General features: G+C 54.5%; 21 protein-coding genes and 4 pseudogenes. 11 read left to right on the forward strand and 14 right to left on the reverse strand.

The window, feature by feature from the left end; genetic code table 11:
- Positions 1-123: 123 nt before the first annotated feature.
- Complete coding sequence (locus tag ACQ86N_RS47625; RefSeq protein ID WP_431213201.1) at positions 124-780, forward strand: hypothetical protein; 657 nt, start codon at positions 124-126, stop codon at positions 778-780.
- 243 nt (positions 781-1,023) lie between these two features.
- Here ACQ86N_RS47625 and ACQ86N_RS47630 read toward each other — a convergent pair whose 3' ends face one another.
- Together ACQ86N_RS47630 and gyrB are read right to left on the reverse strand one after the other, a co-directional pair.
- Positions 1,024-1,227, reverse strand: coding sequence for a hypothetical protein (locus ACQ86N_RS47630; protein ID WP_431213202.1), 204 nt, complete (start codon positions 1,225-1,227; stop codon positions 1,024-1,026).
- Positions 1,228-1,372: 145 nt separating this feature from the next.
- The gene (gyrB, locus tag ACQ86N_RS47635) at positions 1,373-3,352 is read right to left on the reverse strand and encodes a DNA topoisomerase (ATP-hydrolyzing) subunit B (RefSeq protein WP_431213203.1); all 1,980 of its coding nucleotides are present in this window, start codon (positions 3,350-3,352) and stop codon (positions 1,373-1,375) included.
- A gap of 549 nt (positions 3,353-3,901) precedes the next feature.
- On the opposite strand from gyrB, the gene ACQ86N_RS47640 reads away from it, so the two are divergent.
- The gene (locus ACQ86N_RS47640; protein ID WP_431213204.1) at positions 3,902-4,828 is read left to right on the forward strand and encodes a helix-turn-helix domain-containing protein; all 927 of its coding nucleotides are present in this window, start codon (positions 3,902-3,904) and stop codon (positions 4,826-4,828) included.
- A 39-nt stretch (positions 4,829-4,867) separates the two neighbouring features.
- On the opposite strand, the gene hemL is transcribed toward ACQ86N_RS47640, so the two are convergent.
- The 10 genes and pseudogenes from hemL to ACQ86N_RS47690 all read right to left on the reverse strand — a co-directional run bounded on the left by hemL (position 4,868) and on the right by ACQ86N_RS47690 (position 11,929).
- Complete coding sequence (hemL, locus tag ACQ86N_RS47645; RefSeq protein ID WP_431213205.1) at positions 4,868-6,157, reverse strand: glutamate-1-semialdehyde 2,1-aminomutase; 1,290 nt, start codon at positions 6,155-6,157, stop codon at positions 4,868-4,870.
- 15 nt (positions 6,158-6,172) lie between these two features.
- Positions 6,173-7,150 (reverse strand): porphobilinogen synthase, encoded by a 978-nt coding sequence (gene hemB, locus ACQ86N_RS47650; protein ID WP_431213206.1) that lies wholly within the window; start codon positions 7,148-7,150, stop codon positions 6,173-6,175.
- An 8-nt stretch (positions 7,151-7,158) separates the two neighbouring features.
- The gene (gene hemF, locus ACQ86N_RS47655; protein WP_431213207.1) at positions 7,159-8,076 is read right to left on the reverse strand and encodes an oxygen-dependent coproporphyrinogen oxidase; all 918 of its coding nucleotides are present in this window, start codon (positions 8,074-8,076) and stop codon (positions 7,159-7,161) included.
- 3 nt (positions 8,077-8,079) lie between these two features.
- On the reverse strand, positions 8,080-9,111 hold the full coding sequence (gene hemE / locus ACQ86N_RS47660; protein ID WP_431213208.1) for a uroporphyrinogen decarboxylase: 1,032 nt from the start codon (positions 9,109-9,111) through the stop codon (positions 8,080-8,082).
- Positions 9,108-9,281 (reverse strand): annotated as a pseudogene (locus ACQ86N_RS47665) (hypothetical protein); the annotation flags it as partial. The gene hemE and the pseudogene ACQ86N_RS47665, both read right to left, overlap by 4 nt.
- Positions 9,272-9,397 (reverse strand): hypothetical protein, encoded by a 126-nt coding sequence (locus tag ACQ86N_RS47670; protein ID WP_431213209.1) that lies wholly within the window; start codon positions 9,395-9,397, stop codon positions 9,272-9,274. The gene ACQ86N_RS47670 and the pseudogene ACQ86N_RS47665, both read right to left, overlap by 10 nt.
- Positions 9,361-9,771 (reverse strand): uroporphyrinogen-III synthase, encoded by a 411-nt coding sequence (locus ACQ86N_RS47675; protein ID WP_431213210.1) that lies wholly within the window; start codon positions 9,769-9,771, stop codon positions 9,361-9,363. The genes ACQ86N_RS47670 and ACQ86N_RS47675 overlap by 37 nt, the downstream gene beginning before the upstream one ends.
- On the reverse strand, positions 9,764-10,678 hold the full coding sequence (hemC, locus tag ACQ86N_RS47680) for a hydroxymethylbilane synthase (protein ID WP_431213211.1): 915 nt from the start codon (positions 10,676-10,678) through the stop codon (positions 9,764-9,766). The genes ACQ86N_RS47675 and hemC overlap by 8 nt, the downstream gene beginning before the upstream one ends.
- A gap of 19 nt (positions 10,679-10,697) precedes the next feature.
- Positions 10,698-11,660 carry a glutamyl-tRNA reductase gene (gene hemA / locus ACQ86N_RS47685; protein WP_431213212.1) on the reverse strand — a complete coding sequence of 321 codons (963 nt, stop codon included), beginning with the start codon at positions 11,658-11,660 and terminating at the stop codon, positions 10,698-10,700.
- The gene (locus ACQ86N_RS47690; protein WP_431213213.1) at positions 11,648-11,929 is read right to left on the reverse strand and encodes a hypothetical protein; all 282 of its coding nucleotides are present in this window, start codon (positions 11,927-11,929) and stop codon (positions 11,648-11,650) included. Before ACQ86N_RS47690 ends, hemA begins: the two co-directional genes overlap by 13 nt.
- 239 nt (positions 11,930-12,168) lie before the next feature.
- On the opposite strand from ACQ86N_RS47690, the gene ACQ86N_RS47695 reads away from it, so the two are divergent.
- The 8 genes and pseudogenes from ACQ86N_RS47695 (at position 12,169) to ACQ86N_RS47730 (ending at position 18,975) form a co-directional block, all read left to right on the forward strand.
- A complete protein-coding gene (locus tag ACQ86N_RS47695) occupies positions 12,169-12,294 on the forward strand; it encodes a ferrochelatase (protein WP_431213214.1) in 126 nt (41 codons plus the stop codon).
- A gap of 2 nt (positions 12,295-12,296) precedes the next feature.
- On the forward strand, positions 12,297-13,793 hold the full coding sequence (locus ACQ86N_RS47700; protein ID WP_431217897.1) for a ferrochelatase: 1,497 nt from the start codon (positions 12,297-12,299) through the stop codon (positions 13,791-13,793).
- Between the two features lie 932 nt (positions 13,794-14,725).
- Positions 14,726-15,250: a class I tRNA ligase family protein gene (locus ACQ86N_RS47705; protein ID WP_431213215.1), complete on the forward strand. Its 525-nt coding sequence runs from the start codon at positions 14,726-14,728 to the stop codon at positions 15,248-15,250.
- A 272-nt stretch (positions 15,251-15,522) separates the two neighbouring features.
- On the forward strand, positions 15,523-15,846 hold the full coding sequence (locus tag ACQ86N_RS47710) for a hypothetical protein (protein ID WP_431213216.1): 324 nt from the start codon (positions 15,523-15,525) through the stop codon (positions 15,844-15,846).
- Positions 15,786-16,755, forward strand: a pseudogene (locus tag ACQ86N_RS47715) (class I tRNA ligase family protein); the annotation flags it as partial. The gene ACQ86N_RS47710 and the pseudogene ACQ86N_RS47715, both read left to right, overlap by 61 nt.
- 36 nt (positions 16,756-16,791) lie before the next feature.
- Positions 16,792-17,241 (forward strand): class I tRNA ligase family protein, encoded by a 450-nt coding sequence (locus ACQ86N_RS47720; RefSeq protein ID WP_431217898.1) that lies wholly within the window; start codon positions 16,792-16,794, stop codon positions 17,239-17,241.
- Complete coding sequence (locus ACQ86N_RS47725; protein WP_431213217.1) at positions 17,148-18,659, forward strand: DUF5915 domain-containing protein; 1,512 nt, start codon at positions 17,148-17,150, stop codon at positions 18,657-18,659. Before ACQ86N_RS47720 ends, ACQ86N_RS47725 begins: the two co-directional genes overlap by 94 nt.
- A complete protein-coding gene (locus ACQ86N_RS47730) occupies positions 18,646-18,975 on the forward strand; it encodes a TraR/DksA family transcriptional regulator (RefSeq protein WP_431213218.1) in 330 nt (109 codons plus the stop codon). The genes ACQ86N_RS47725 and ACQ86N_RS47730 overlap by 14 nt, the downstream gene beginning before the upstream one ends.
- 34 nt (positions 18,976-19,009) lie before the next feature.
- On the opposite strand, the gene ACQ86N_RS47735 is transcribed toward ACQ86N_RS47730, so the two are convergent.
- Positions 19,010-19,681 carry a PLDc N-terminal domain-containing protein gene (locus ACQ86N_RS47735; RefSeq protein WP_431213219.1) on the reverse strand — a complete coding sequence of 224 codons (672 nt, stop codon included), beginning with the start codon at positions 19,679-19,681 and terminating at the stop codon, positions 19,010-19,012.
- Between the two features lie 811 nt (positions 19,682-20,492).
- Here ACQ86N_RS47735 and ACQ86N_RS47740 point away from each other — a divergent pair.
- A pseudogene (locus ACQ86N_RS47740) lies at positions 20,493-22,462 on the forward strand (DPP IV N-terminal domain-containing protein).
- Between the two features lie 134 nt (positions 22,463-22,596).
- Here the strand turns inward: ACQ86N_RS47740 and ACQ86N_RS47745 are convergent.
- Positions 22,597-24,407, reverse strand: a pseudogene (locus tag ACQ86N_RS47745) (ABC transporter ATP-binding protein).
- Between the last annotated feature and the right edge of the window lie 21 nt (positions 24,408-24,428).

Below are 24,428 nucleotides of genomic sequence, written 5' to 3' on the forward strand. Positions count from 1 at the left end.
TAAATAGAAGTTAATGAAAACAAAGTTAAAACCGGCTTAAACATTTATTAAAGTCGGCTAACGGTATTGCTCATCCCGTCTCTTCTTTTAATCTTTACCCATCGTTCAACCTTAAATTTTTTTATGAAAAAACTTCTCCTCTCGGCTCTTGCTCTATCCCTCGCATTCCTCTCTCAGGCCCAGATCACAAAAGGCACAACCTTTATCGGCGGCGGCTTCCAGATCAATCGCTTTAATTCGACGGGTGGCGATAGTTCTGTTTCCAATCAAAACCCATATTCATCCGGCTATAGCATCGCGCCCACCGTCGGTTGGGCGATAAAAAACGACCTGGTGTTCGGCGTCACCCTCGGATATGGCCATGGCAAAACCGACTACAAGTCGTCCAATAGCCCTGTCAATATTTCCAACAACTATTTGGGAAGTCTGTTTCTCAAAAAGTACAAACCGATGGGCAAGGGTTTCTCCCTTTTCGGACAGGGCAGCCTCGGAATCAACTGGTCGAAGACGAGCAGCAACCTGGTTCCGCAATATTCCAGCTCGCAGACCAGCTGGGGACCCAGTCTGACGTTGTTCGCGGGCCCGGCCTATCGCGCCGGCCGTCACTGGCAGGCGGAGGCCGCGCTGCCCGGTCTGGCAGTGATCAACTACAGTCACTCGTCCTATGTACAAAAAGCGCAGAACAGCCCTGACCAGCATTCCAATTCCAATGGTTTCAGCGTCAGCACCGCATTCAGCAACTTCTCACAGTTCACCTTTAGCATACTTTACATCATCTGACACCACCGTGTGAACCATGCAACCCGCGCGTGAACCACCTCGTGAACCGCGTCTGAACCACATCACCACACGTGAACCGCGTGTGAACCACATCACCACACTTGAACCGCGTGTGAACCACGAAACTTCCGGGCCCGCAACCCGCGCGTGAACCGCGCAACCACAACGGCCAAAGTAGCTGGCGAGGGTCTTACGATCCTCGCCACATGGCTTAGAGATATCTTTCGTATTTCGTTCTACGGTCTACCAACCTTGCTTGGCGATGCCGGCCTTGATGGCAGCCAGCGCCTTTTCTTCTCCAAGAAGGGTCGTCAGCTTGTTGCCTTTCCCGTCGTGCCCCTGGGCCATATATGCACCCTTGGCAGTTTTAGTGATGACTGCATCCTGGATGGGTACGTTCTTCTCTTTCGTCTTTACGTTGTAGGCTGTAAGTGTTACATCTGACATAATACATCGATTTAACGCCTGCTATTGCAGGTCTGGTTAGTAAGAATAATTGTAATATTAGCGATTTTGGCGCACTTGCCCGGAATTATTTATTCCGGCGGGCCCCCGACGTGGTGAAATTCGGGCTCCCGATGACACGGAATTATTATACGTCGAGCTTCGCGTATTTCGCGTGAGACTCGATAAAATCACGCCTCGGTGCAACCTCGTCACCCATCAGCATACTGAAGATGCGATCGGCTTCCGCTGCGCTCTCGATGGTCACCTGCTTCAAAGTGCGGGTGTCCGGATTCATCGTCGTATCCCACAACTGGTCGGAGTTCATTTCCCCAAGACCTTTATAACGTTGTACGGTAACGCTGTCTTCTTTACCGGCGCCAAGCTTTTCGATCCACATCTTTCTCTGATCTTCATTCCATGCATAAGACTGCTCCTTACCTTTCTTGACAAGATACAGCGGCGGCTGCGCCAGATAAACATAACCCTGCTCTACCATCTCTTTCATATATCTGTAAATGAAGGTCAGGATCAGCGTCGCGATATGGCTACCGTCGACGTCGGCATCGGTCATGATGATCAGCTTGTGATAGCGCAGCTTTACAAGGTTCAGCGCCTTCGGGTCTTCCGGCGTTCCCACCGTCACGCCGAGCGCCGTATACATATTGCGAATTTCCTCGTTCTCGTAAATCTTGTGCTCCATGGCTTTTTCCACGTTGAGGATCTTACCGCGCAGGGGCAGAATAGCCTGAAAACTACGGTCCCGGCCCTGTTTGGCCGTGCCACCCGCCGAGTCTCCTTCGACCAGGAACAGCTCGCAGCGATTCGGGTCGCGGTCGGAACAGTCCGCCAGCTTGCCAGGCAGACCTCCGCCGCTAAGCACGCTCTTACGCTGAACCAGCTCACGTGCCTTCTTCGCCGCCGCCCTCGCCTGGGCCGCGAGAATTACCTTATTGATGATATTCTTTGCTTCACGCGGATTTTCCTCGAGGAAATTGTCCAGCACCTTGCTGACCGTCGAGTCGACCACGCCACTGACCTCGTTATTACCAAGTTTGGTCTTGGTCTGGCCTTCGAACTGCGGCTCGGGCACCTTCACCGAAACGATCGTACTCAGCCCTTCCCTGAAGTCGTCGCCCTCTATCTCTACTTTTGCTTTCTCGAAAAGTCCCTGCTTGTCGCCGTAGGACTTGAAGACCCTGGTCAGCGCCCGGCGAAAACCCGCCACGTGGGTACCACCCTCGATCGTGTTGATATTGTTGACGTAGGAATAGATATGTTCGTTGTAGCTGTCGTTATAGGTAAAGGCTACTTCCACCGCCACATTGGTGACTTCATCCCGTCCTTCTACATAGATGACGTTGGGGATCAGCGCCTGCCGGCCGGCATTCTTGTCCAGCATCTCTACGAACTCTACGATACCACCCTCACTGTAAAAGGTCTTGGTATAGGTGCTGCCGTCCTCTTCCTTCTCCCGGAGGTCCTTCAGAACGATACGGACACCCCTGTTGAGATAGGCCAGCTCGCGAAGACGGCCTTCGAGAATATCCTTGTTGTAAGTCGTCGTGATAAAAATGCTGGCATCCGGCCAGAAGCGGACCGTTGTCCCCGTCAGCTCGCTCGTCCCGATCTCCCGCACCCCATACTGGGGAATACCGATATTGTATTCCTGCTCGAAGATCTTGCCTTCCCTTTGTACCGTAACGTGCAGATGTGAGCTCAGCGCGTTGACGCAACTTACACCCACGCCGTGCAAACCACCGGACACCTTGTAGGTGTTCTTGTCGAACTTGCCACCCGCATGGAGAATGGTCATTACCATTTCCAGGGCGCTCTTCTTTTCCTTTGAGTTGATACCGGTCGGGATGCCGCGGCCATCGTCGTCCACCTGGACCGAATTGTCTTCAAAAATGGTCACTATGATGTTCTTGCAATATCCTGCAAGGGCTTCGTCGATCGAGTTATCCACTACCTCATACACCAAATGGTGAAGCCCTTTCACACCAATATCTCCGATATACATGGCCGGACGCTTACGAACGGCCTCCAGCCCCTCGAGAACCTGAATACTGTCTGCTCCATATCCATTCGCCGCGGGGGTCAGAATTTCCTGTGTTGATTCACTCATATTTTTGACTGGAATAGTGTCGTTAACAATAAATTAATAAGGTTCGCAAATGTACGGAAAATAAGGCGTTTCCGGGGTTTTAATATCCCCAAATTCACGCAGTTTGCACACAATTTCGGGGGTCGCAGATGCCCCTTTTTTTGGCGATTTTTTGCCCCGCCGGCCGGCGGTTTTTAACCCCGTGAACCGCTATGTCCGCCACCCCAACGTCCGCCCTCCGCAGACATATTTTCACTCCCGCCCGTATGGCCGGGTCGCTCATTTTTACCTGGTGAAATAATATGTCCACCTCCGCGGATGGTCCCGGTCATTTCGCTGAACACTCCAGCCATGCCGCGGATGGCCGCCACACATTCCCGCTGGAAAACCACCCGCGTTCCGCAGACTCCCGCCATTCCGCGGAACTCCCCGTCATCCTTTTGTCAAAACTGCCCTTCTCTGAACCATCTGGTCTGCCGGACTGTATTTATTTACTTTTTTCAATGTAATTTTGCAAGCTCTATGTACCAGGCTCCTGATATTTTGATGATGGCTTACAAACAACCTGTGATGCAGGACCAACTGGTCCTTCTCCAGGAGAAAGATCGTCAGATCCCTGGCTCCGTCCAGTATGCCATCCGTCGCTATCAGAAGAACCCGCACTGGAACCTCGACGACACCGGGATGATGGTCTACCACTACAAAAAGGATGACCCGTCCCAGAACTATCTCGATCTCCGTTTTTGCTTGGCGGGCGGCGTCTACTGCCGTAAATCCGCGAGAGCATCGGCCGCGGCGGGAGCACCCTGGGAGATCGAGTGCGACTCCTGTAAAGTCAATACCACCCCCGGCTGTTCTGAACGTATCGACACCGTCGACGTCGTCAGCTTCCGCTTCCTGTCCGTACACCTTTCCCAGTTCGCCCGGCCGCGCAAAACCGAAAGCACCGTCAGCGACGAACTGCTCGATTTCCGGCATACCACCTCCTTCTCCAAGACCCTCTCACTCTGCGGAAGAACCCGCCTCGTCCTGGAAGCCCTGCTGAATCACAGTTATACGGACAGCCTGGAGAATATCTTTGTCAACGCGCAGACCCAGATGCTCCTCCTTTACAGCCTGGAATGCATGGTGGGCGAAAAAGAAGTGGAAACCTTCCAGTGCAAATTCCTGGCGAACGAAGCCGACCGCGAAAAGATCGTCCAGGCCCGCGAAATACTCCTGCAGCACATCGGCGAACCCCTGACCATCAAGGAACTCAGCCGTAAGGTCGCTATCAATGAATGTTATTTGAAAAAAGGCTTTAAAGAGATGTTCGGGACGACCATCTTCGACTTCTACCAGGGCCAGCGTATGGAACACGCCCGCTATCTCCTCTACGAAAAAGGGCTCAGCGTAACCGAAGTATCCGTTATGCTCGGATATTCGTCCATCTCCCATTTCTCGACGGCATTCAAAAAACACACAGGTCTCAAACCCTGCGAACTCCTGCTGCACTAGACGGGATCTGCAGGATGGGAATCCGGGACAATAGCCAGGCTATTCTCCAACCTCCCGCAAACTTTCCCCCGCCGCGGCGATTGTAGCATCCAGATCGGTAGTACTCAATGCATTATTCAAAAACCAGCTTTCGAACGCAGATGGCGGCAGATAGACGCCCCTCTTCAGCATGGAATGGAAAAAGCCCTTGAAGCGCTGATTGTTGGCCCCCGACGCGGAGGTAAAATCAACAACAGGATGATCGCTGAAGTGGACGCTGATCATCGAGCCCAGCTGGTTGATCCGGTAGGGCTGCCCCCACGCCCGGAACACTTTGTCCAGCCCATCCCGAAGATAGATGGTTTTTGCTTCGAGCTCTTTATAAACAGAAGGATTGTTCTTCAACTCGTTCAGCATCGTAAAGCCCGCGATCATCGCGATCGGATTGCCGCTCAGCGTCCCGGCCTGATAGACGCTGCCCAGCGGCGCGATATGCTCCATGATCTCCTTTCTTCCCCCAAAAGCGCCCACCGGCATACCGCCCCCGATGACCTTACCATAAGTGACCAGATCGGCCCTGATGCCAAGCCGCTCCTGCGCACCGCCCGGAGCCAGCCGAAAACCGGTCATGACCTCGTCGAAGATGAACACGATGCCTTCCCGGTCACAGAGGGACCGCAGGCCCTCCAGAAATCCCGCCGACGGCAGGATACAGCCCATATTGCCGGCCACCGGCTCCACGATGATTGCCGCGATCTGACCCGGATGTGTCGCCACCAGCTGCCTTACCCCTTCGGGGTCGTTGTAGGCCGCCGTCAGCGTATCCTGCGCCACGCCCGGCGTGACGCCCGGCACGGTCTGTATGTTGAAGGTCGCCACGCCGCTGCCCGCCTTCACCAGAAAAGGATCGGCATGCCCATGGTAGTGGCCCTCGAATTTGATTATCTTATTGCGACCTGTATACCCGCGGGCCAGCCGGATAGCGCTCATGCAGGCCTCGGTACCGCTGCTGACCATCCGCACCAGGTCCACGTTCGGCACCATGCTCTTTATCAGCTCGGCCATCCCGATCTCCAGCTCCGTAGGCGCGCCGAAGGACGTCGAATAGCCCGCATATTCCTGAATGGCCTTCACCACCGGGTCCCACGCATGACCCAGGATCATCGGACCCCAGGACGCGATATAGTCGATATAGCGGTTGCCGTCGACGTCATAGAGATAGGCGCCCTTCGCGCTTTTCATAAAGACCGGCGTGCCGCCCACGCTGCGGAAGGCGCGTACGGGTGAATTGACGCCGCCTGGGATACTCTTCTGTGCCCTTTCAAAAAGTTCTTTGCTCCTGGTATACATAGCTGCAAGATAAGACTACCGGTTCAACAACTTCACCGCATCTTTTGCAAAATAGGTGGCGATCAGGTCGGCGCCTGCCCTTTTTATCGAAGTCAGCGTCTCGATGATGGCCTTGTCCTCATTGATCCAGCCCATCTTTGCCGCAGCCTTGATCATGGCGTACTCGCCGCTGATATTATAGGCGCTCACCGGCACGTGGACCGATTCCTTTACCTCCCGGATAATATCCAGATAGGGCAGGGCAGGCTTTACCATCACGATATCCGCCCCCTCTTCCACGTCCATCAGCGCCTCTTTTATCGCTTCCAGCCGGTTGGCCGGATCCATCTGGTAGGTCTTCTTGTCCCCGAAACCCGGCGCCGAATCCAGCGCGTCGCGGAAAGGCCCGTAGAAACAACTGGCGTATTTCGCACTGTACGCCATTATCCCCGTCTTTGTATAGCCACTCTCTTCGAAGGCCTGCCGGATCGCCCCGATACGTCCGTCCATCATATCGCTCGGCGCCACCCAGTCCGCTCCCGCAGCCGCATGGCTGAGGCTCATCCTTATCAGCGCCCCGACCGTTGCGTCGTTGACGATCTCGCCGTTCTCGACTATGCCGTCATGCCCGTAAGAAGAATAGGGGTCCAGCGCCACGTCGGTCATCACCACGATATCGGGAACCGCGTCCTTTATCGCCTTTATACTCCGCTGCATCAGTCCGTCCGGATTCCAGGCTTCCTTCCCCGTATTGTCCTTAAACTCGTCCTTGCTCTTGACAAAAAGCAGCACGCTCCGGATCCCCAATCCCCACAGCTCTTTTACCTCCGCAACGGTGCCGTCGAGGCTCCTGCGGAAATAGCCCGGCATCGACGGGATCTCCTGCACCACACCGGTGCCCTCATCGATGAAGAGGGGAACAATAAAATCATTCGGGGTCAGGATCGTCTCCGCCACCATGCTCCTTATCGAAGGAGTCTGTCTGAGGATTCTGTTACGACGTTGCAGGAACATATAAAAAGTTATTGTTTTAACCAGTCTTTCGGATGCAAACAGGCATCCAGCAGCAGCGCTTCGGGGCTCCCGGCCCCGGGCTGATAGTTATACCCCCACCTCGCGCGGGGAGGCAGGCTCATCAGGATACTCTCGGTACGGCCATTGGTCTTTAATCCAAAGAGGGTCCCGCGGTCATGTATCAGGTTGAACTCGACATACCGTCCCCTTCTGATCTCCTGCCACTCTATCTCCCGGTCACCATATCTCTCTGCCTTCCTTCGGCCAACTATCGGCAGATACGCCGGCAGGAATGCGTTCCCGTTCGCCTGCTGAAAAGCAAACAGACGCTCTGCATCAGCGTCGTCCTTAGGCCGCAGATGGTCGTAGAACACGCCGCCGATGCCCCGCATCTCGTCTCCCCTGTGCTTGTTGACAAAATATTCGTCACACCATTTCTTGTATTTCGGATAGAGCTCGCCGCCGAACGGTTCCATGGCATCTTTAAAGCATCGGTGAAAATGCTCCGCATCCTCTTCAAAAAGATAGTAGGGCGTCAGGTCGGATCCGCCTCCGAACCACCGGTCGGTCACGTTGCCCGCGGCATCGTAGGTCTCGAAATAGCGCCAGTTGGCGTGCGTGGTCGGAACATAGGGATTCACGGGATGGATCACCAGCGAGAGCCCGCAGGCAAACCAGCTGTCGCCTTCTATCTTCAGCTGCGCGCGCATCGGCTCGGTCACGGGGCCCCAGACCACCGAAGTATTGACGCCGCCTTTCTCGATGACATCGCCGCCCGCAATGACCATTGTCCTGCCGCCGCCACCGCCTTCCCTTTCCCACTTGTCGAGGACAAACACGGCCTTTCCGTCCTCCTGCTCCAGCGCTCCGCAGACGCGCAGCTGCAGGTCATGAATGAATTCTATCCATCGGTCCCTGAACGCCATAAACTAAAATTTGTATTCTTTCACCGTCTCCACAAAAGCCTTCGCATGATCCACCGGAACATCGGGCAGTATGCCATGACCGAGGTTCGCGATATGCGGGTAACCTTTAAATGCATCCAGCATCGCCTTCACTTCTTTCTTAATTACAGGTATCGGCCCCAAAAGTTTGGCCGGGTCGTAGTTGCCCTGCAGGGCTATGTGCGGACCCGCCAGCTGCCGCGCGGTAGAAGCTTTGATACACCAGTCGATGCCGAGCCCGTGCGCGCCTGTAGCGGCCATGGCGTCCAGCGACTGCCAGGCGCCTTTGGCAAAGATGATCGTGAGGACCTCGTCCTTCACGGCCGCCACGATCTGACGGATATACTGAAGAGAAAGAATTTCGAAATCATCGGGACCAAGCAGTCCGCCCCAGCTGTCGAAGATCTGCACTACGTCGGCGCCGGCCCTGACCTGCCCTTTCAGATAGGCGATAGTCGTATCCGTTATCAGTTGCAGAAGACGGTGGGCGGTCTCCGGCTGCGTATAGCAAAATGCCTTTGCTTCGTCAAAGGTCTTCGAGCCCTTGCCCTGTACCATATAGCAGAGAAGGGTCCAGGGAGAGCCCGCAAAACCTATCAGCGGGACCCTGCCGTCGAGTGTTTTCTTCGTGAGACGCAGCGCGTCGAAAACATAACCCAGCCGCTCTTCGACGTCGGGAACGACCAGCTTATTCAGATCGCCGGCCTTTTTGATGGGGTCGGGCAGGAAGGGACCTTTGCCTTCTACCATCTGCACTTCCATGCCCATGGCCTGCGGCACCACCAGAATATCGGAGAAGATGATGGCGGCGTCTACCCCCACCTGTTCTACCGGCTGAATGGTGATCTCCGTGGCCAGCTCAGGTGTCTGGCAACGCTCGAAAAATGTATATTTTTCCTTTAGCTTCATATAGTCCGGCAGATAGCGTCCGGCCTGACGCATCATCCATACCGGCGGGCGTTCTGTCTTCTCTCCTCTTAAGGTTCTTAATAATAGGTCGTTCCTGAGTGTTGTCATATCTTATTTTGAAAATGCTCGTTTACTTTATCCAGCAGCGCGCCGGCCTCGGGCCGATCGCTGACCACTACATTGTATCCTTTGAGAGCCGCCGCCGTCGTCCGTCCTATCGCAAAGAGTACCGTTCCTTCCGGGACCGCGTTCATCGAAAGATAGCTCTCTACGGCGCTGGGGCTGAAAAAAGAATACCCTTATAGTCCGTGACGATCTTCTGCGGCGTTGCCTCCGTCCGGTAAACGACGACCTCCCTTACATCGGCGCCCGTCCTGCGCAGGGCAGCCGGCAACTCTTCTCTTCTGAGGTCCCCGCAAAAAAATATACTTCCTTTTCCGCGATCAGTTCCGCCAGTTGGGACGCCGAATCCGCCGTACCCGCGATCACCGCTGATCCAAGACTTTCCTCTACCGCCCGGCGCGTGGCTCCGCTGAGACAATAGACCTTCCAGTCTCCTCCTTCTCCTACGGCCCCGACCGCATTGGCGCTGGTAAACACTGCCGTCAGCGGGCGTTCCTTCAGCGGGCGCAGCAGTTGTTCATCGGCAACCGTCGTCGTCACTATAAAAGGTATAACGTCGATGGCTATTCCTTTGCTCCGGGCGTTTTCGATCAGCGCGGCAGACAAAGGCCGGGTGGATAATACGCGTATATCGGGATCAGACATTTGAATTGGCTGCCTTTATCGCTTCTACGATGGCCCTTCCCCCGTTGTCGAGCAGCTCTTCGGCCGCCGTCTTTCCAATAACTTCCGCCATATCGATGGGCAGTATCTTTTCTATCGCGACTTTTTGCTTTCCGTCGGTCGACAGCAGCTCGCCGGCGAAATAGACGTCCCCGTCCTCTATCTCGGCCAGTGCGCTGATAGGGGCGGAGCAGCCGCCGAGAAGGGTCCTGAGGAAGTCCCGCTCGATCTTTGTACAGAGAGCGGTGTCGGGGTCATTCAGCGGCTGACAGGCCAGCCAGCTTGCCTCGTCTTCGGTGCGGCAGGCGACGAGGATGGCGCCCTGCGCGGGGGCCGGCAGCATCCAGTCGAGGACGATGCTTTTCCCGGGCCGGACGTTTATGCGCTCGAGTCCCGCCTGTGCGAAAATGGCGGCGTCCCAGGGTTCTTCGGACAGTTTTCTCAGCCTGGTATTGACGTTCCCGCGGAGGTTATTCAACTGGTGGTTGGGATATTTATGCAGCCACTGCGCCCTGCGGCGAACGCTGCTGGTGGCTATCTGCGCGGGTGCGGATGAATGGAGGAATTCGAGCCCCGTCTTGTAGACGAGGAGGTCGCGAACCGGTCCTCTCGGGAGCACCGCCGCCTGCCGGATGCCTTCGGGCAGTTGCGTCGGCACGTCCTTCATGGAGTGAACCGCGATATCGATCCTGTCGTTGATCAGGGCGGTATCGAGGCTGCGGGTGAACACCCCCTGCACGCCCATCTCGTAAAGAGGCGTCTTGAGATCGATGTCGCCCTCGCTCTTTATAAAGACCAGCTCCGCAGACAGACCCTCCTTTTCAAGGAGTTCCTTTACCTGTGTGGCCTGCCAGACGGCAAGCTGACTTTCTCTCGTGCCAATCCGCATCGGTGTTCGCATGGTGGAATTAATTCGCGGCAATATACTCGTTAATTGCCTGTATATAATGGCAGCCGCCCTGGTTCTGCTGGCGCATTCTGGTCGCCATGCCGTTGATCACCTGTTGAATTTGTTCGTCCATATCCGAAGTGCAGGGAATGGACTGTCCCGACAGCTGGCTGAACAATGGGCTTGTATGCAGTTCTTTCAGTTTGCTCTTTACCGCCCTAAGGACGGGTACGTGCCTGCGCATTTCGTACCATTCCATGAGTTCGGAGATATGCTCGGCGATGATCGCCTTTGCTTTCGGTACTTCCGCCTCTCTCTTCTGCAGCGTCTCGTCCTTTATCTTCGAAAGCTCGTCGACATTTATCAGGGTGATACCCGGAACCCCGACGACCGATTCCTCGATATTGCAGGGTATCGAAAGATCGATCAGCAGCTTCGGCCCGTGCCCTTCGACATGGCTGCGCAGCAGTGTGGGCAGTTCGGCGTTGGTGGCTACGAGGATGATATCGGCAGCGGCGGCCTTCTCTTCGATCTGCTCTAACGGCGCGGACTGTACGCCCATCTCGGCGGCCAGCTCGTCGGCCCGGCTCTCCGTACGGTTGATCAGCGTGATATTGCGCGTGGACAGGTAGTCTACCATATTCCGGCAGGTGTTCCGTCCGATCTTACCGGTGCCGATCAGCAGGATATTCTTTCCGGAAAGATCGTTTACGTTTTCGCGGATGTACTGTATTGCGGCAAAAGCGACGCTCACTGTCCCGCCGCTCAGCGCCGTCTGATTCTTGATGGATTTGGAGGACTGGAGAACGCAGTTGACGAGCCGCTCGGTAGAAGCCCCGATGAACTGACGTTCCCGCGCGAACTTTACGGCCTGTTTCAGCTGTCCGATGATCTCATAGTCTCCGAGGATCTGCGAGTCGATGCCGGCGCCAACGAGGAAGAGATGCTCGATTGCCTGCGATCCTTTTTTTACATACGCCATTTCCATAAAGCTGTCGACGTCTCCGATGGTCTCCGTGCAAAGCAGGCCGGCCAGCGCTGGCTGGCGTTGTCGGCAAATCCGTAGATCTCCGTCCGGTTGCAGGTAGATAAGATGAAGAGTTCGGTGAGATGGAGGGTGGGAGCGAGGGTGAGAATGCGTTCGTACTGTTCGTTATTGATGGCGAACTGGCCTCTGATAGCGGCGTCTGTCTTTTTGTAATTGATCCCCACAACGTAAAATCCCGAGATATCAGAGGTCCTTGTAACCATTTCTACAGCTTATACTTTATGAACGCAAATTTACTTTCAAGGGTTTCTATAAAACGAATTTTTCTGTCATTAGACTGTCATGTTTTTGTCTGACATTTCTCAGCCATACCCCTGATATTGATCTTAATCATCATATCCGGGCATTTCGGCAGCTTCCATGAGTAGCCAGGCTAAATGTCAACCATTCCCGTACCTTTACGCCCGATATGACACCTACAGGCAAGCGCGCTATCCTTTTAATGAATCTCGGATCGCCGGATTCCACCGCGACAAAAGACGTTCATACCTATTTGATGGAATTTCTCATGGATAAAAGAGTCATCGATTATCCCTGGCTTTTCAGAAAGATACTGGTCGGGGGTTGATCGTGCCCTTCCGTGCAGCCAAGTCCGCGGAAGCCTATTCCACTATCTGGACAAAGGAAGGCTCGCCCCTCATCGTCCTCACGCGTCAGCTGCAGGAAGCCCTTCAGTCCCACGTGAAGGAGCCGGTGGAGATCGCCATGCGCTATGGCAATCCGTCCATGGAGCACGCCTTCGAGCAGTTGCTGAAAATAGCGCCGCAGCTGGAGGAAGTCGTCGCCATTCCGTTGTACCCGCACTACGCCATGGCCTCCTACGAGACCGCCGTGGAGTGGGCACAGGAAGTCCACCGCAAAAAAGGCTACGGCTTCAAACTGAATTTTATCAAACCCTTTTATAACGAGCCCCACTATCTGCAGGCGCTCAGCGAACAGATCAGGCCCTTTCTTCAGCAGGACTATGACCATATCCTGTTCAGCTATCACGGCGTTCCGGGCAGGCACGTGCAGAAGACCGATCCAACCGGCAACCACTGTCTGCGCTCGGCCGGCTGCTGCGAAACGGCCTCTCCGGCGCACGCCTTTTGCTACCGGCACCAGTGTTTCGTTACGACAAAAGAGATGGTCCGCCTGCTGAATATTCCGGAGGGCAAATACAGCAACTCTTTCCAGTCGAGGCTTGGGAAGGGGTGGCTGGAGCCCTTTACCGACGTGCGTTTGGAAGAGATGCCGAAAGAGGGTATCAAGAAGCTGCTGATCCTTTGTCCCGCCTTTATCAGCGACTGTCTGGAAACGCTCGAGGAGATCGCCGTCCGCGGGAAGGAGTCGTTCCTTGCTGCCGGCGGGGAAGCCTATACCATGATCCCCTGCCTGAACGTCCATCCGAAGCTGGGTGCAGACGCTGGCCGGCTGGGTCAACGGCTATGCGGCGGGGGACAGGTCCATGCTGCTGGACCAGGAGGGCCGCAACTGACGCTGGGTGGGCCACCCATGACCCCGGATTCGGGTGGCCGTACACGCAAATTCCTTCCTATGTATAATTATGTAAAAGCGCTGCACATTATTTTTATCGTCACCTGGTTCAGCGGGCTGTTCTATATCGTGCGCCTGTTCGTTTATAATGCGGAGGCCGCGGAGAAGCCCGAGCCGGAACGGACGGTTCTCCAGAATCAGTTCAGAATTATGATCCGCCGACTATGGATGGGGATCACCTGGCCTTCGGCGATACTGACCCTTATCTTCGGCCCCTGGATGATGATCATGCTGGGTTCTGTGCCGACCTGGCTGGCCATCAAGCTGGGCTTTGTTATAGGACTCTATGCCTATCATTTTTCACTGCAGGCGATCTTCAGTCAGCAGATGCGCGGCGATTTTCGTTGGACCTCCCAGCGTCTGCGCATATACAACGAGGTCGCGACTATCTTTCTCGTCGCGATCGTGATGCTCGTCGTCGTCAAGCAGAATATGAGCTGGATCTACGGTCTTCTCGGGTTATTCCTGTTTGTGATCCTGCTGATGAGCGCGATCCGAATCTATAAGATCGTTCGTACCCGTAAAGGGTAGCCGCCGCCGGCGGAGTCCCGTCCCGACTACGGCACCCCGACGTCAATCACAATGGTTCACGCGAGTCTGCAATGGATATAAAAGGAAAACCCTCCCGGCAATTGGCCGGGAGGGTTCTTTCATCCGGGGTAAAAAGGTAGGTTTTCCGGAAACGAACTTCTTGTGCGACTTGGTAATTCAGGAATTGAGATCTTGGAGCCTGGTGCTTGTCGAACGGGTTTTTTGCAAGGTAATATCAGAGATTAAAAACGGGATGGCTACGGATCTCCATTGAATAAGGTAAAGAAAGAAGGTACACGGAATAAGGAGGAATGGGGTTGAGAACAGAATACGGCAGGCTTATATTAAAAGGAAGGGGAGTAGGAATACCCCCTTTTTAACCCCTAAACCCTAAACCGTAGAAAGAGTTGATGTATATAATACGGAGTGATTTGATCACTCTCTTTGTATCGCTTTTCTGCGGAATAAGTATCCATAAACTATGCCAAAGCTGGTTAATGTGGATAACTACGATGTAAAATTAGGTATTTTGGGCCGGTTTTCAGGCCGTTTTTACAAACTATTAACAAGGCTTTTCGGAGCGTTCGAGGCCACGACCCGCCTCAGTTTGCGGTCACTGCGCCCCTGCCGCAGCCGCCATTCGCGGGACCGCGGCCCGCCGCGGTTCACCACCCACGTTCCCCGCGGTTCACCACCCACGTTCCCCGCGGTTCACCACCCACGTCCCCCGCGCTTCACCAAGCCCGTCCCCCGCGGTTATCCAATCCCCTCCGAGTCCGTCGCCAACCCTCTCCCCGGCGGTATTCAGTGGAAAATTTCGTAAATTCGCGTCCCTTTATAATAGTATATGGCCAAGTATAAGGAATACCAACAATTGAACCTACCCGCAATAAGCCAGGAAGTTCTGGCAAAATGGGAGGCAGACCGGGCATTTGAAAAAAGCGTCGAACTCAGGGAAGGAGCTACCCCTTCGTATTCTACGAAGGCCCCCCAGTGCCAACGGACTCCCTGGTATTCACCACGTTATCAGCCGTACCCTCAAAGACCTCGTCTGCCGCTATAAGACGATGAGTGGCTTCCAGGTCAAACGCAAGGGCGGATGGGATACCCACGGCCTCCCCGTCGAACTCGGCGTCGAAAAAATGCTCGGCATCACCAAGGAAGATATCGGGAAAAAGATCTCCGTAGCCGAATACAACGAGACCTGCCGCCGCGAAGTCCTCAAATACAAGGATAAATGGGACGAACTGACCCGCCGTATGGGCTACTGGGTCGACCTCAAAGACCCCTATATCACTTTTGAAAGTAATTATATAGAGTCTCTCTGGTGGATCCTCGGCGAACTCTACAAAAAAGGGCTCCTCTACGAAAGCGTCAGCATCCAGCCCTACTCCCCGCCGCCGGCACAGGTCTCAGCTCGCACGAGCTCAACCAACCCGGCTGCTACAAGGACGTAAAGGATACCTCCGCCGTAGTCATGTTCAAGGCCATCAAAGACAAAAAAGCGATTTTCTCTTCAAAGACCTGGGCGCGAACGAAGAACTCTTTTTCATGGCCTGGACCACCACGCCCTGGACACTGCCTTCCAACCTCGGTCTGACCGTGGGCCCCAAAATTGACTATACACTTGTAAAAACATTTAATCCATACACACATCTGCCGGTAAACGTGGTGCTTGCGAAAGCTCTGCTGGGGAAATATTTCAAACCCGAGGCCGAAAACGGGGATTTTGCTTTCCCACTCCCCCGAGTCAAAAATCCTGCCATGGAAAATCCTCGGGGAGTATAAGGGCGCGCAGCTCGAAGAGCTACGCTATGAACAATTGCTTCCCTATGAAGCAAATACGCCGGAAATAGCCGGCGGCAATCCCTTTCGCATATTGCTGGGCGACTTCGTCACCACCGAAGACGGTACCGGCATCGTCCACACCGCTCCCGCATTCGGCGCAGATGACTATAAGGTCGGAAAAAGTACGATATCGGTATGCTGGTCATGGTCGACCGTCAGGGCAAGTTCATCGACGGCCTCGGCGAATTCAGCAACCGCTATGTAAAGAACTATAAGGACGATCCCAACTATATCGACGTGAATGTCGACATCAGCGTCAAGCTGAAGAAGGAGAACCGCGCCTTCCGCATCGAGAAATACGAACACAATTACCCCCATTGCTGGCGTACCGACAAGCCGGTACTATACTATCCCCTCGACGCCTGGTTCATCAGGACCACCGCGCTAAAGGACAGAATGGTAGAACTCAACAAGACCATCAACTGGAAACCCAAATCCACCGGCGAAGGCCGGTTTGGCAACTGGCTCGAAAATATGGTCGACTGGAACCTTAGCCGCAGCCGCTACTGGGGTACCCCTTCCTGTCTGGCGCACCGAAGATAAAGGAGAAGAGGTCTGTATCAGCAGTGTAGCCCAGCTGAAGGAAGCCCTCCGCGCGTCCATAAAGGCCGGCTTCATGTCACCCCCCGTAGGCGACGACGTCGGGTCCTATATAAATAAGATGACCTCCGACCTTCACAAACCCTATGTGGACGAGATCATCCTGGTCAGCCCGTCCGGTAAACCCATGCAGCGGGTCGCCGACCTCATAGACGTCTGGTTCGATAGCGGCGCCATGCCCTACGCCCAATGGCATTTCCCGTTGGAAAACAAAGAGACCTTCGCCAGCAACTATCCCGCAGACTTCATCGCCGAAGGCGTCGACCAGACCCGCGGGTGGTTCTATACGCTTCATGCCCTGGGCGCCCTGCTGAAGGAGTCGGTCCACGAAGAGCTGAAAAAGATCCTTCCTCCAGGCACAGACCTGGACGCAAAATACCCCGGCCTGGCGTACAAGACGGTTGTCAGCAACGGACTCGTTCTGGACAAGAACGGCAACAAGATGAGCAAACGCCTCGGCAACGTCGTCAACCCCTTCGAGACCATCGACAAGTTCGGCGCCGACGCCACGCGCTGGTACCTGATAACCAATGCCTCCCCGTGGGAAAGCATGAAATTCGACATCGAGGGCATCAGGGAAGTACAGCGCAAGTTCTTCGGAACGTTATATAACACCTACCAATTCTTCGCGCTCTACGCCAATGTCGACGGGTTCGACTTCAGGGAGGCCTATATCGCTCCGGTGGAAAGGCCGGAGATCGACCGCTGGATCCTCTCTTCTCTTAACAGCCTGATCGTCAAGGTTACAGAAAACCTCGACGACTACGAGCCGACCATCGCCGGACGCCTGATAGAAGAATTTGTAGACGAACACCTTTCCAACTGGTATGTGAGGCTTTGCCGGCGCCGGTTCTGGAAGGGCGAGTACGAACACGACAAGATCTGCGCCTACCAGACGCTCTATGAGTGCCTGGAAACCATCTCCCGCCTCATGGCCCCGATCTCCCCTTCTTCTCCGACTGGCTTTTCACGAATCTGGAGGATGCGACGGGCCGCATAAAGGCCGCCTCGGTACACCATGCCGACTTTCCGGTCGCCAATGCGGACTTTATCGACTTGCCCCTTGAAGAAAGGATGCAGATGGCGCAGGACGCGTCGTCTTTAATCCTCTCCCTGCGTAAGAAGGTCAATATCAAGGTCCGCCAACCCCTGCAGAAAGTCCTGATCCCCGTGCTCAACCCCGGGATGAAAGACCAGCTCGAAAAGGTGCAGGACCTCATCATGGCCGAGGTCAACGTGAAAGAAGTACAATATCTCTCTGGTACTGATGGCTTTATCAAGAAGAAGATAAAACCCAATTTTATTGCTCTCGGAAAGAAGCTGGGACCTAAAATGAAGGCCGTCAGCACTGCGCTGGCCGAATTCAGCCAGGAGAATATAGAAAAATTGGAAAAAGAAGGTAATATTACTTTATTTATTGATAAAGAACCCTTAATATTGACAATTAACGAAGTCGAGATCACCAGCGAGGATATTCCGGGCTGGGTAGTGGCCAACAAGAACGCCCTTACCGTCGCCCTCGACGTAACAGTCACCCCTGAGCTGGCCCAGGAAGGCAATGCGCGAGAATTCGTCAATCGTATCCAAAAGATCAGGAAAGACAATGGCTATGATCTAACAGACAGAATTTTAGTAAAAGTAGCAGACGTACCCGCCCTTTCAGATTCCCTTAACCGATTTAATGAGTATATTTGCGCGGAAATTTTGGCAGACTCGATCGAATTGGTTAAGGAGCCAGCCAATGGCACTGAAATTGAAGTGAATGATATTCTTTTAAAAGTGTTTGTTACTAAAAAGCCTAACTGTATGGCAACCAAGAAGAAGGCGGCGAAGCCCGCCAAAAAGACGGCGACAGTCAAGAAAGTAGCACCGGCGAAAAAATCGGCCTCAAAACCTGCCCACTCGTCAGGTTCGGGGAAGGCCGTGAAGAAGGCGCCGGTTGCAAAACCTCTTGCTAAACCCGTGGCTAAAAAGGTTGTCGCAGCTCCGGCCGTTAAGAAATCCGCCCCCGTCCAGACCAAAAAAACCGCTGTATCCAATATATCCAAGGCTACATCTGTAAAGGTTCCACCGTCGGTTGGCAAGACTCCGGTGCCCACCGCAGTATCGAAGACCTCCGCTACCCCTGCTGCTGCCGCTAAACAAAGCGTCACCGCACCTGTTGTAGCTAAGACAGTAGCAACTCCCCCTCCACCCCCTGTGGCGGCTATCCCGCCAAAAGCTGGAACCGAAGAAACCGGCTGCTCCACCCAAACCGGTGAAGGTAGTCATCCCGGAAATAAAGACAAAAACGGTTCGCAAATACGAGCCGGAATTCACAAAATCAGTATTAGACACCCCGCAAGAGGAACAAACTGGACCCACTATGAGATACAGCGACGCAGAACTTACCGAATTCAGGGATTTGATCAATCGTAAACTTGATATAGCTAAAAAGGAATTATCATATTTACAAGGTTTGATCACTCGCAAGGACGAAATGGGCGGCGACAACGACGACGCCCGGTATATGACCATGGAAGATGGAAGTATGAGTATGGAACGTGAGCAGCTTAGCCAGATGGCCAGCCGCCAGATCACTTTCATCGATCATCTGGAAAAAGCCCTGATGCGCATTGAGAACAAGACCTATGGCATTTGCCGTGTAACCGGCAAGCTTATCGATAAAGCAAGACTCAGAGCTGTTCCCCATGCTACCCTAAGCATCGAGGCGAAGCAGATGATGAACAAATAGGGTCAGCGTTCCTGTTGTCAGGTTGGCACCAATCTCAGCGATTTAGCTCTTCCTTTGCCTTGCCGATCCAGTTGCGGTTAGACCGTCTTTCCCTGGAGCTAAGGTGAGGGGCCTCGTCAGCTATGTCACCGAATACAAGCCGGGCCTCTTTCCCGCGTCCCGACGCGCGCAGGAACAGTCCATAGTGATACCTCGCCTCAAAATCCGCAAACCGCCCCTTCATTTTCAAATACTCCCGCTCGGCCCCTTCCAGGTCCCCCGTATTTTCCAGGGCCCGGGCATATAGCACGTGCTCTTTCGACCGGGCGAACTGCGGCCGGCCATACAGCTTCTTCGCCATGGCGATCGTCTCAGCGTACATCCCCTTCTGAAAATACGCCACGATCAATTGCTTGATCACGTGCTCATTCTCCGTAAAGGCGCCCGTCAGACTCTCCGTATATAATCCGATCGCCTCGTCCGTCCGTCCCACAGCCAGATAGGTATCGGCCAGCATTACACGATTGTTGAAGGTATCCGCAAACCGCAGGGTATTCTCCATCCTTCTGATCCGGCCCGCCGGATTGATGAGTCCGCTGAAGCTGCCCGGCTGCGGGGACCTTAAGCGCCGCAGGTCGACGACCTCTGTAAAAAAATAGGCGAGACAGCCGATCATCGGCAGGAAAATGATGAGATAGATCCATCTCTGTTCGTTGTGCTTCCGCAAACAATGGATTACGCAAATGGCTTGCAGCGCAATAGATATAAAATAAAAATAAACGGGAAGGCTGGGAAGGAGTGGTACCATATTCATCAGGTCTGGGTCTGAAACGAAGATATCCATTTATCCTCAATTGCTGCCGTGTATGGATATTAGTGATACAGGCTGCAGAAAGATGTTTTAACATAGTAGCCTCAAAACTCTACTGCACATGCCAAGGCTACTCCTCATCGCGCTGATGGTCATCGCTCTTAACAGCTACGCCCAGCAGCCCCCGTAACTACAGCCAACTACCAGGCTGCCGCCCGATTCTCACCGAAAAAGCTGGAGAAGATGATCTTCTCCACGCAGGTAGACCCCCACTGGCTGAAGAAAGGCAACCGCTTCTGGTATATGTACGAGACCACAGACGGGAAGCAAGTGGTATATCGTCGACCCGGTAAAAGGGGAGAAGAAGCCCATGTTCGACCGGGACCGGCTGGCCGCGGCCATCTCCCGTATCGTAAAAGATCCTTTCGAAGCCAAACACCTCGGCCTCGACAGCCTCAAATTCATTAAGGACGAGAATTGGATACAGTTCGAGGTAAAGAGCTCGCAGGACGTAGAGAAGAAAGATAGCTCGAAAAAGGCCGCCACAACCAACGCCACCGCCGCCGCCGCAAAAGAGAAAAAGATCTATTACTTCGAATACAACCTCAACGACGCCACGCTCAACGAACTCGTCGGGTTCAAAAAGCCCAAACACAAACCCAACTGGGCCAGCATTTCTCCCGACAGCAACACCATCGTATTTGGCAAACACTACAACCTCTACTGGATGGATCGCGCCAACTACGAAAAGGCATTGAATAAAGAAGACGACTCCACGATCGTCGAACACCAGCTGACTACCGACGGCGCGGAATACTACAGCTATCATGGCACCGGCGCACTGGGTGGCGGCGGCGGCGAGACCAACGTCGACAAGGAGAAGAACAAGGACAAACGCAAGCCAGCACAGCTGTTCTGGAGCCCGGACTCGAAACACTTCGTGATGTCCCGCGCCGACCAGCGCAAGGTGAAGGACCTCTGGGTCATCAACTCGCTCGCCGACCCCCGTCCAACGCTGGAGACCTACAAATACATGATGCCCGGTGACAAAGAGGCGCCGGTCGAACAGCTGCTGCTCTTCGACGTTAGTGCCAAAACACACCACACGATCAGCGCCGGTCAGTTCAAAGACCAGGACCTGGCGATATGGTCGGCTCCTCGCGCCGAACGCCAGCGCGACGACGAATATCGCCCGCAGCTGTGGCTCGGCACCGCCGGCAAATTCTATTTCACCCGCACCAGCCGCGACCTGCACCGCATCGACGTCTGTGAAGCTTCCGTCGACGACACGGCCGCCAAAGCCATTATCCAGGAACGGCTCAACACTTATGTGGAAGTCCGCCGCCTCGGGCTCGTGGACCGGGGCCGCGAGCTCATCGAATGGAGCGAACGCGACGGATGGGCGCATTTCTATCTCTATGACGGCGCCGGCAGGCTGAAGAACCAGATCACGAGCGGTCCCTTCCACTGCGAAGACATCGTCGGCATCGACGACAAAAAACGCATCCTCTATTTCTCCGCCAACGGCAGAGAGCAGGGCGAAGACCCCTACTATCTGCACCTGTATAAGATCGGATTTGACGGCAGCGGCCTGACCCTGCTGAACCCCGGCGAGTTCGAGCACGCCATGAGTATGGACGACGACCAGCAATACTACGTCGACAATTTCTCCCGCGTCAATACGGTTCCCAAATCCTCCCTCTACAACAGCCTCGGCAAAAAGGTCATGGACCTCGAGACTGCCGACCTCAGCTCGCTGTTCGCGGCAGGATATAAATTCCCGCAACCCTTCAAAGCAAAAGCCGATGACGGCATCACCGACATCTATGGCGTGATCTACAGACCCTTCATCTTCGATTCGACCCGGCGCTACCCGCTGATGGAATACGTCTATCCCGGTCCGCAGACAGAAGCCGTCAACAAGGCCTTCGGCCGCAGCATGGACCGAATGGACCGGCTCGCGCAACTAGGCATGGTCGTTGTAACCCTGGGCAATCGCGGCGGTCACCCTTCCCGAAGCAAATGGTATCATAACTACGGCTATGGCAACCTGAGAGACTACGGTCTGGCGGATAAGAAGGCCGTCGCCGAACAACTCGCCGACCGCTATCCCTATATCGACATCAACCGCGTGGGCATCCACGGCCACAGCGGCGGCGGCTTTATGAGCACCGCGGCCATGCTGGTCTATCCCGACTTCTTCAGCTGGCGGTATCGTCCTCGGGCAACCACGACAACGCCATCTACAACCGGTGGTGGAGCGAAAAACACCACGGGGTCAAAGAGGTGGTCAGCGAGAAAGGGGATACATCGTTCGTATATAGCATCGAGAAGAACCCCGAGATCGCGAAGAATCTGAAGGGGCATCTGCTGCTCTCCACCGGCGACATCGACAACAACGTCCATCCCGGCAATACCATCCGCGTGGCCAACGCCCTGATCCGCGCCAACAAGCGCTTCGACCTGGTCCTGCTCCCCGGGCAGCGCCATGCCTACGCCGACATGACCGAATACTTCTTCTGGAGGATGGCGGACTATTTCTCGCGCTACCTTATCGGCGATACTTCCGACCGTCCCGTTGCGATCGAACAGATGGACCGGGAGACCGAACAGGTGGGGACCAAAGCCCCGGCCGGCCGCAGCCCGGAAGACGAAGAGGGGTGGGGGGATGAGGGCGACGACGAGGACCTGGAATAGCGCCGCGGCGCTATTTCTTTTTTCATCTGCTTGCTCAGGGCCGCCATGGGCTTATGCTGCGAATAGGCTGCAAGTGGCCCCGGGGAGGAGCCAGATCAAAAGAAGGGAACAATATCTCATTTGTAAGGTTGAATCTACTTCACCTCCTGCATCTCCACCAGCTTTTTATAAAATCCCTGCCTCGCGATCAGCTGATCATGCGTCCCACGCTCAACGATCTTCCCCTTCGACAGCACAATGATCTCATCGGCATGCCTGATCGTACTCAGCCTGTGGGCGATCACGATACTCGTCCTGTGCTCCATCATCTTGTTGATGGCGTCCTGAACAAGCCGCTCGCTCTCCGTATCCAGCGAGGAAGTAGCTTCGTCGAGAATAAGTATCGGCGGGTTCTTCAGAACCGCGCGGGCTATCGTGAGCCGCTGTCTTTCGCCGCCGCTGAGCTTGCTGCCCCGGTCGCCGATATTGGTGTCATAGCCCTGTTCTTTCTGCACGATGAAATTGTGGGCATTCGCGATCTCGGCCGCACGGATGATCTCCTCCCGGGTGGCGTCGGGCTTGCCCAGCGCGATATTGGCAGAGATGGTATCGTTGAAGAGAATGGGCTCCTGGGTGACAATGCTCATCTGCTCGCGCACCGACTTCAGGGAATAGTCTTTTATATTCACCCCGTCGATCAGCAGCTGCCCCCGGTAACGTCGTGGAATCGGGGTACCAGATCGGCCAGGGTCGACTTCCCCGCTCCCGAGCTGCCCACCAGCGCGATCGTCCTGCCCTTTTCGATGGTAAGATTGATATCTTCCAGTATGACCGCGTCGTCGTATGAAAAACTAACGTTGCGGAACTCTATGCTGTCCCCGAACGCGACCAGCTTCTTACCATTCGGATCGTCGGTGATGTTGACGGGCGCCTTCAGGAGGTCCTCTACCCTTTCCATCGCAGCGGCGCCGCGCTGAATATTGAAGATGGATGTCGAAAGCGTCTTGGCCGGGTTGATCAGCATCGCAAAGACAGCGATATAGGAGATCAGATCGCCGCCGGAAAAGCCCTTACCATGCGTGTTGAAAACGAGCATGCCGCCATAGTAGAGGATAACCGTCAGGATCACCACCCCCAGCACCTCCGTCAGCGGAGAGGCCAGATCGCGGCGGGCGTTCATCCGGTTGCGGATCCGGAAAAGGCTGTTGTTGATCCGGACGAATTTCGTGCGAAGCAGCTTCTCAGCGCCAAATCCCTTGATAACCCGGATCCCTCCCAGCGTCTCGTCCAGCACGGAAAGGCTTTCCCCAAGCCGGGTCGAGGCATCCTTGGACTGACGCTTCAGACTGCGGCTGATTCGCCCGATGAGGAAGCCCGTCACGGGCAGCAGGATCAATAAGAACAGGCTAAGATGCGGGCTCAGATAGATCATATAGGCCAGATAACCGATGATGGTCAGCGGGTCCTTGATCAGACCTTCCAGCGTACTCACCACGGATGACTCGATCTCATAGATATCATTGGTCATCCTCGAGATAAGATCTCCCTTCCTTCTTTCCGTAAAATAGCCGATCGGCAGCGCAAGTATCTTTTCATAGACGTCGTTGCGCAGGAAAGTGATGGTCGCACTGCGGATAGGGGAGGAGATATAGGAGGACCAGTAGTAAAAGAGGTTCTTCAGAAAAGTCGAGATCACGATCAGCAGACAGACCACGATCAATGCCGTTGACTTGTCATGGGTCTGGACAATGCCGACCAGGATCTCTTTCAGCGCGCCGATCGCGTTCGTATTCAGCGTAACCTGGCTCGTCGAAGCCCCCTCGTTGAACAACATTTCCAGGAAAGGGCTCAGCATACCCAACGAGATCAGCCCAAAAACGATAGAAAGTATATTAAAAAACATATACAGAACTATCTTCCCTTTGTACCTTGACAGGTACTGCAAAATCACCGAGAATTTCTTCATGCTAAAATATGCCGTAAATTT

Origin of the sequence: Puia sp. P3, assembly GCF_050632245.1 — a bacterium.
Taxonomy (GTDB): Bacteria; Bacteroidota; Bacteroidia; order Chitinophagales; family Chitinophagaceae; genus Puia.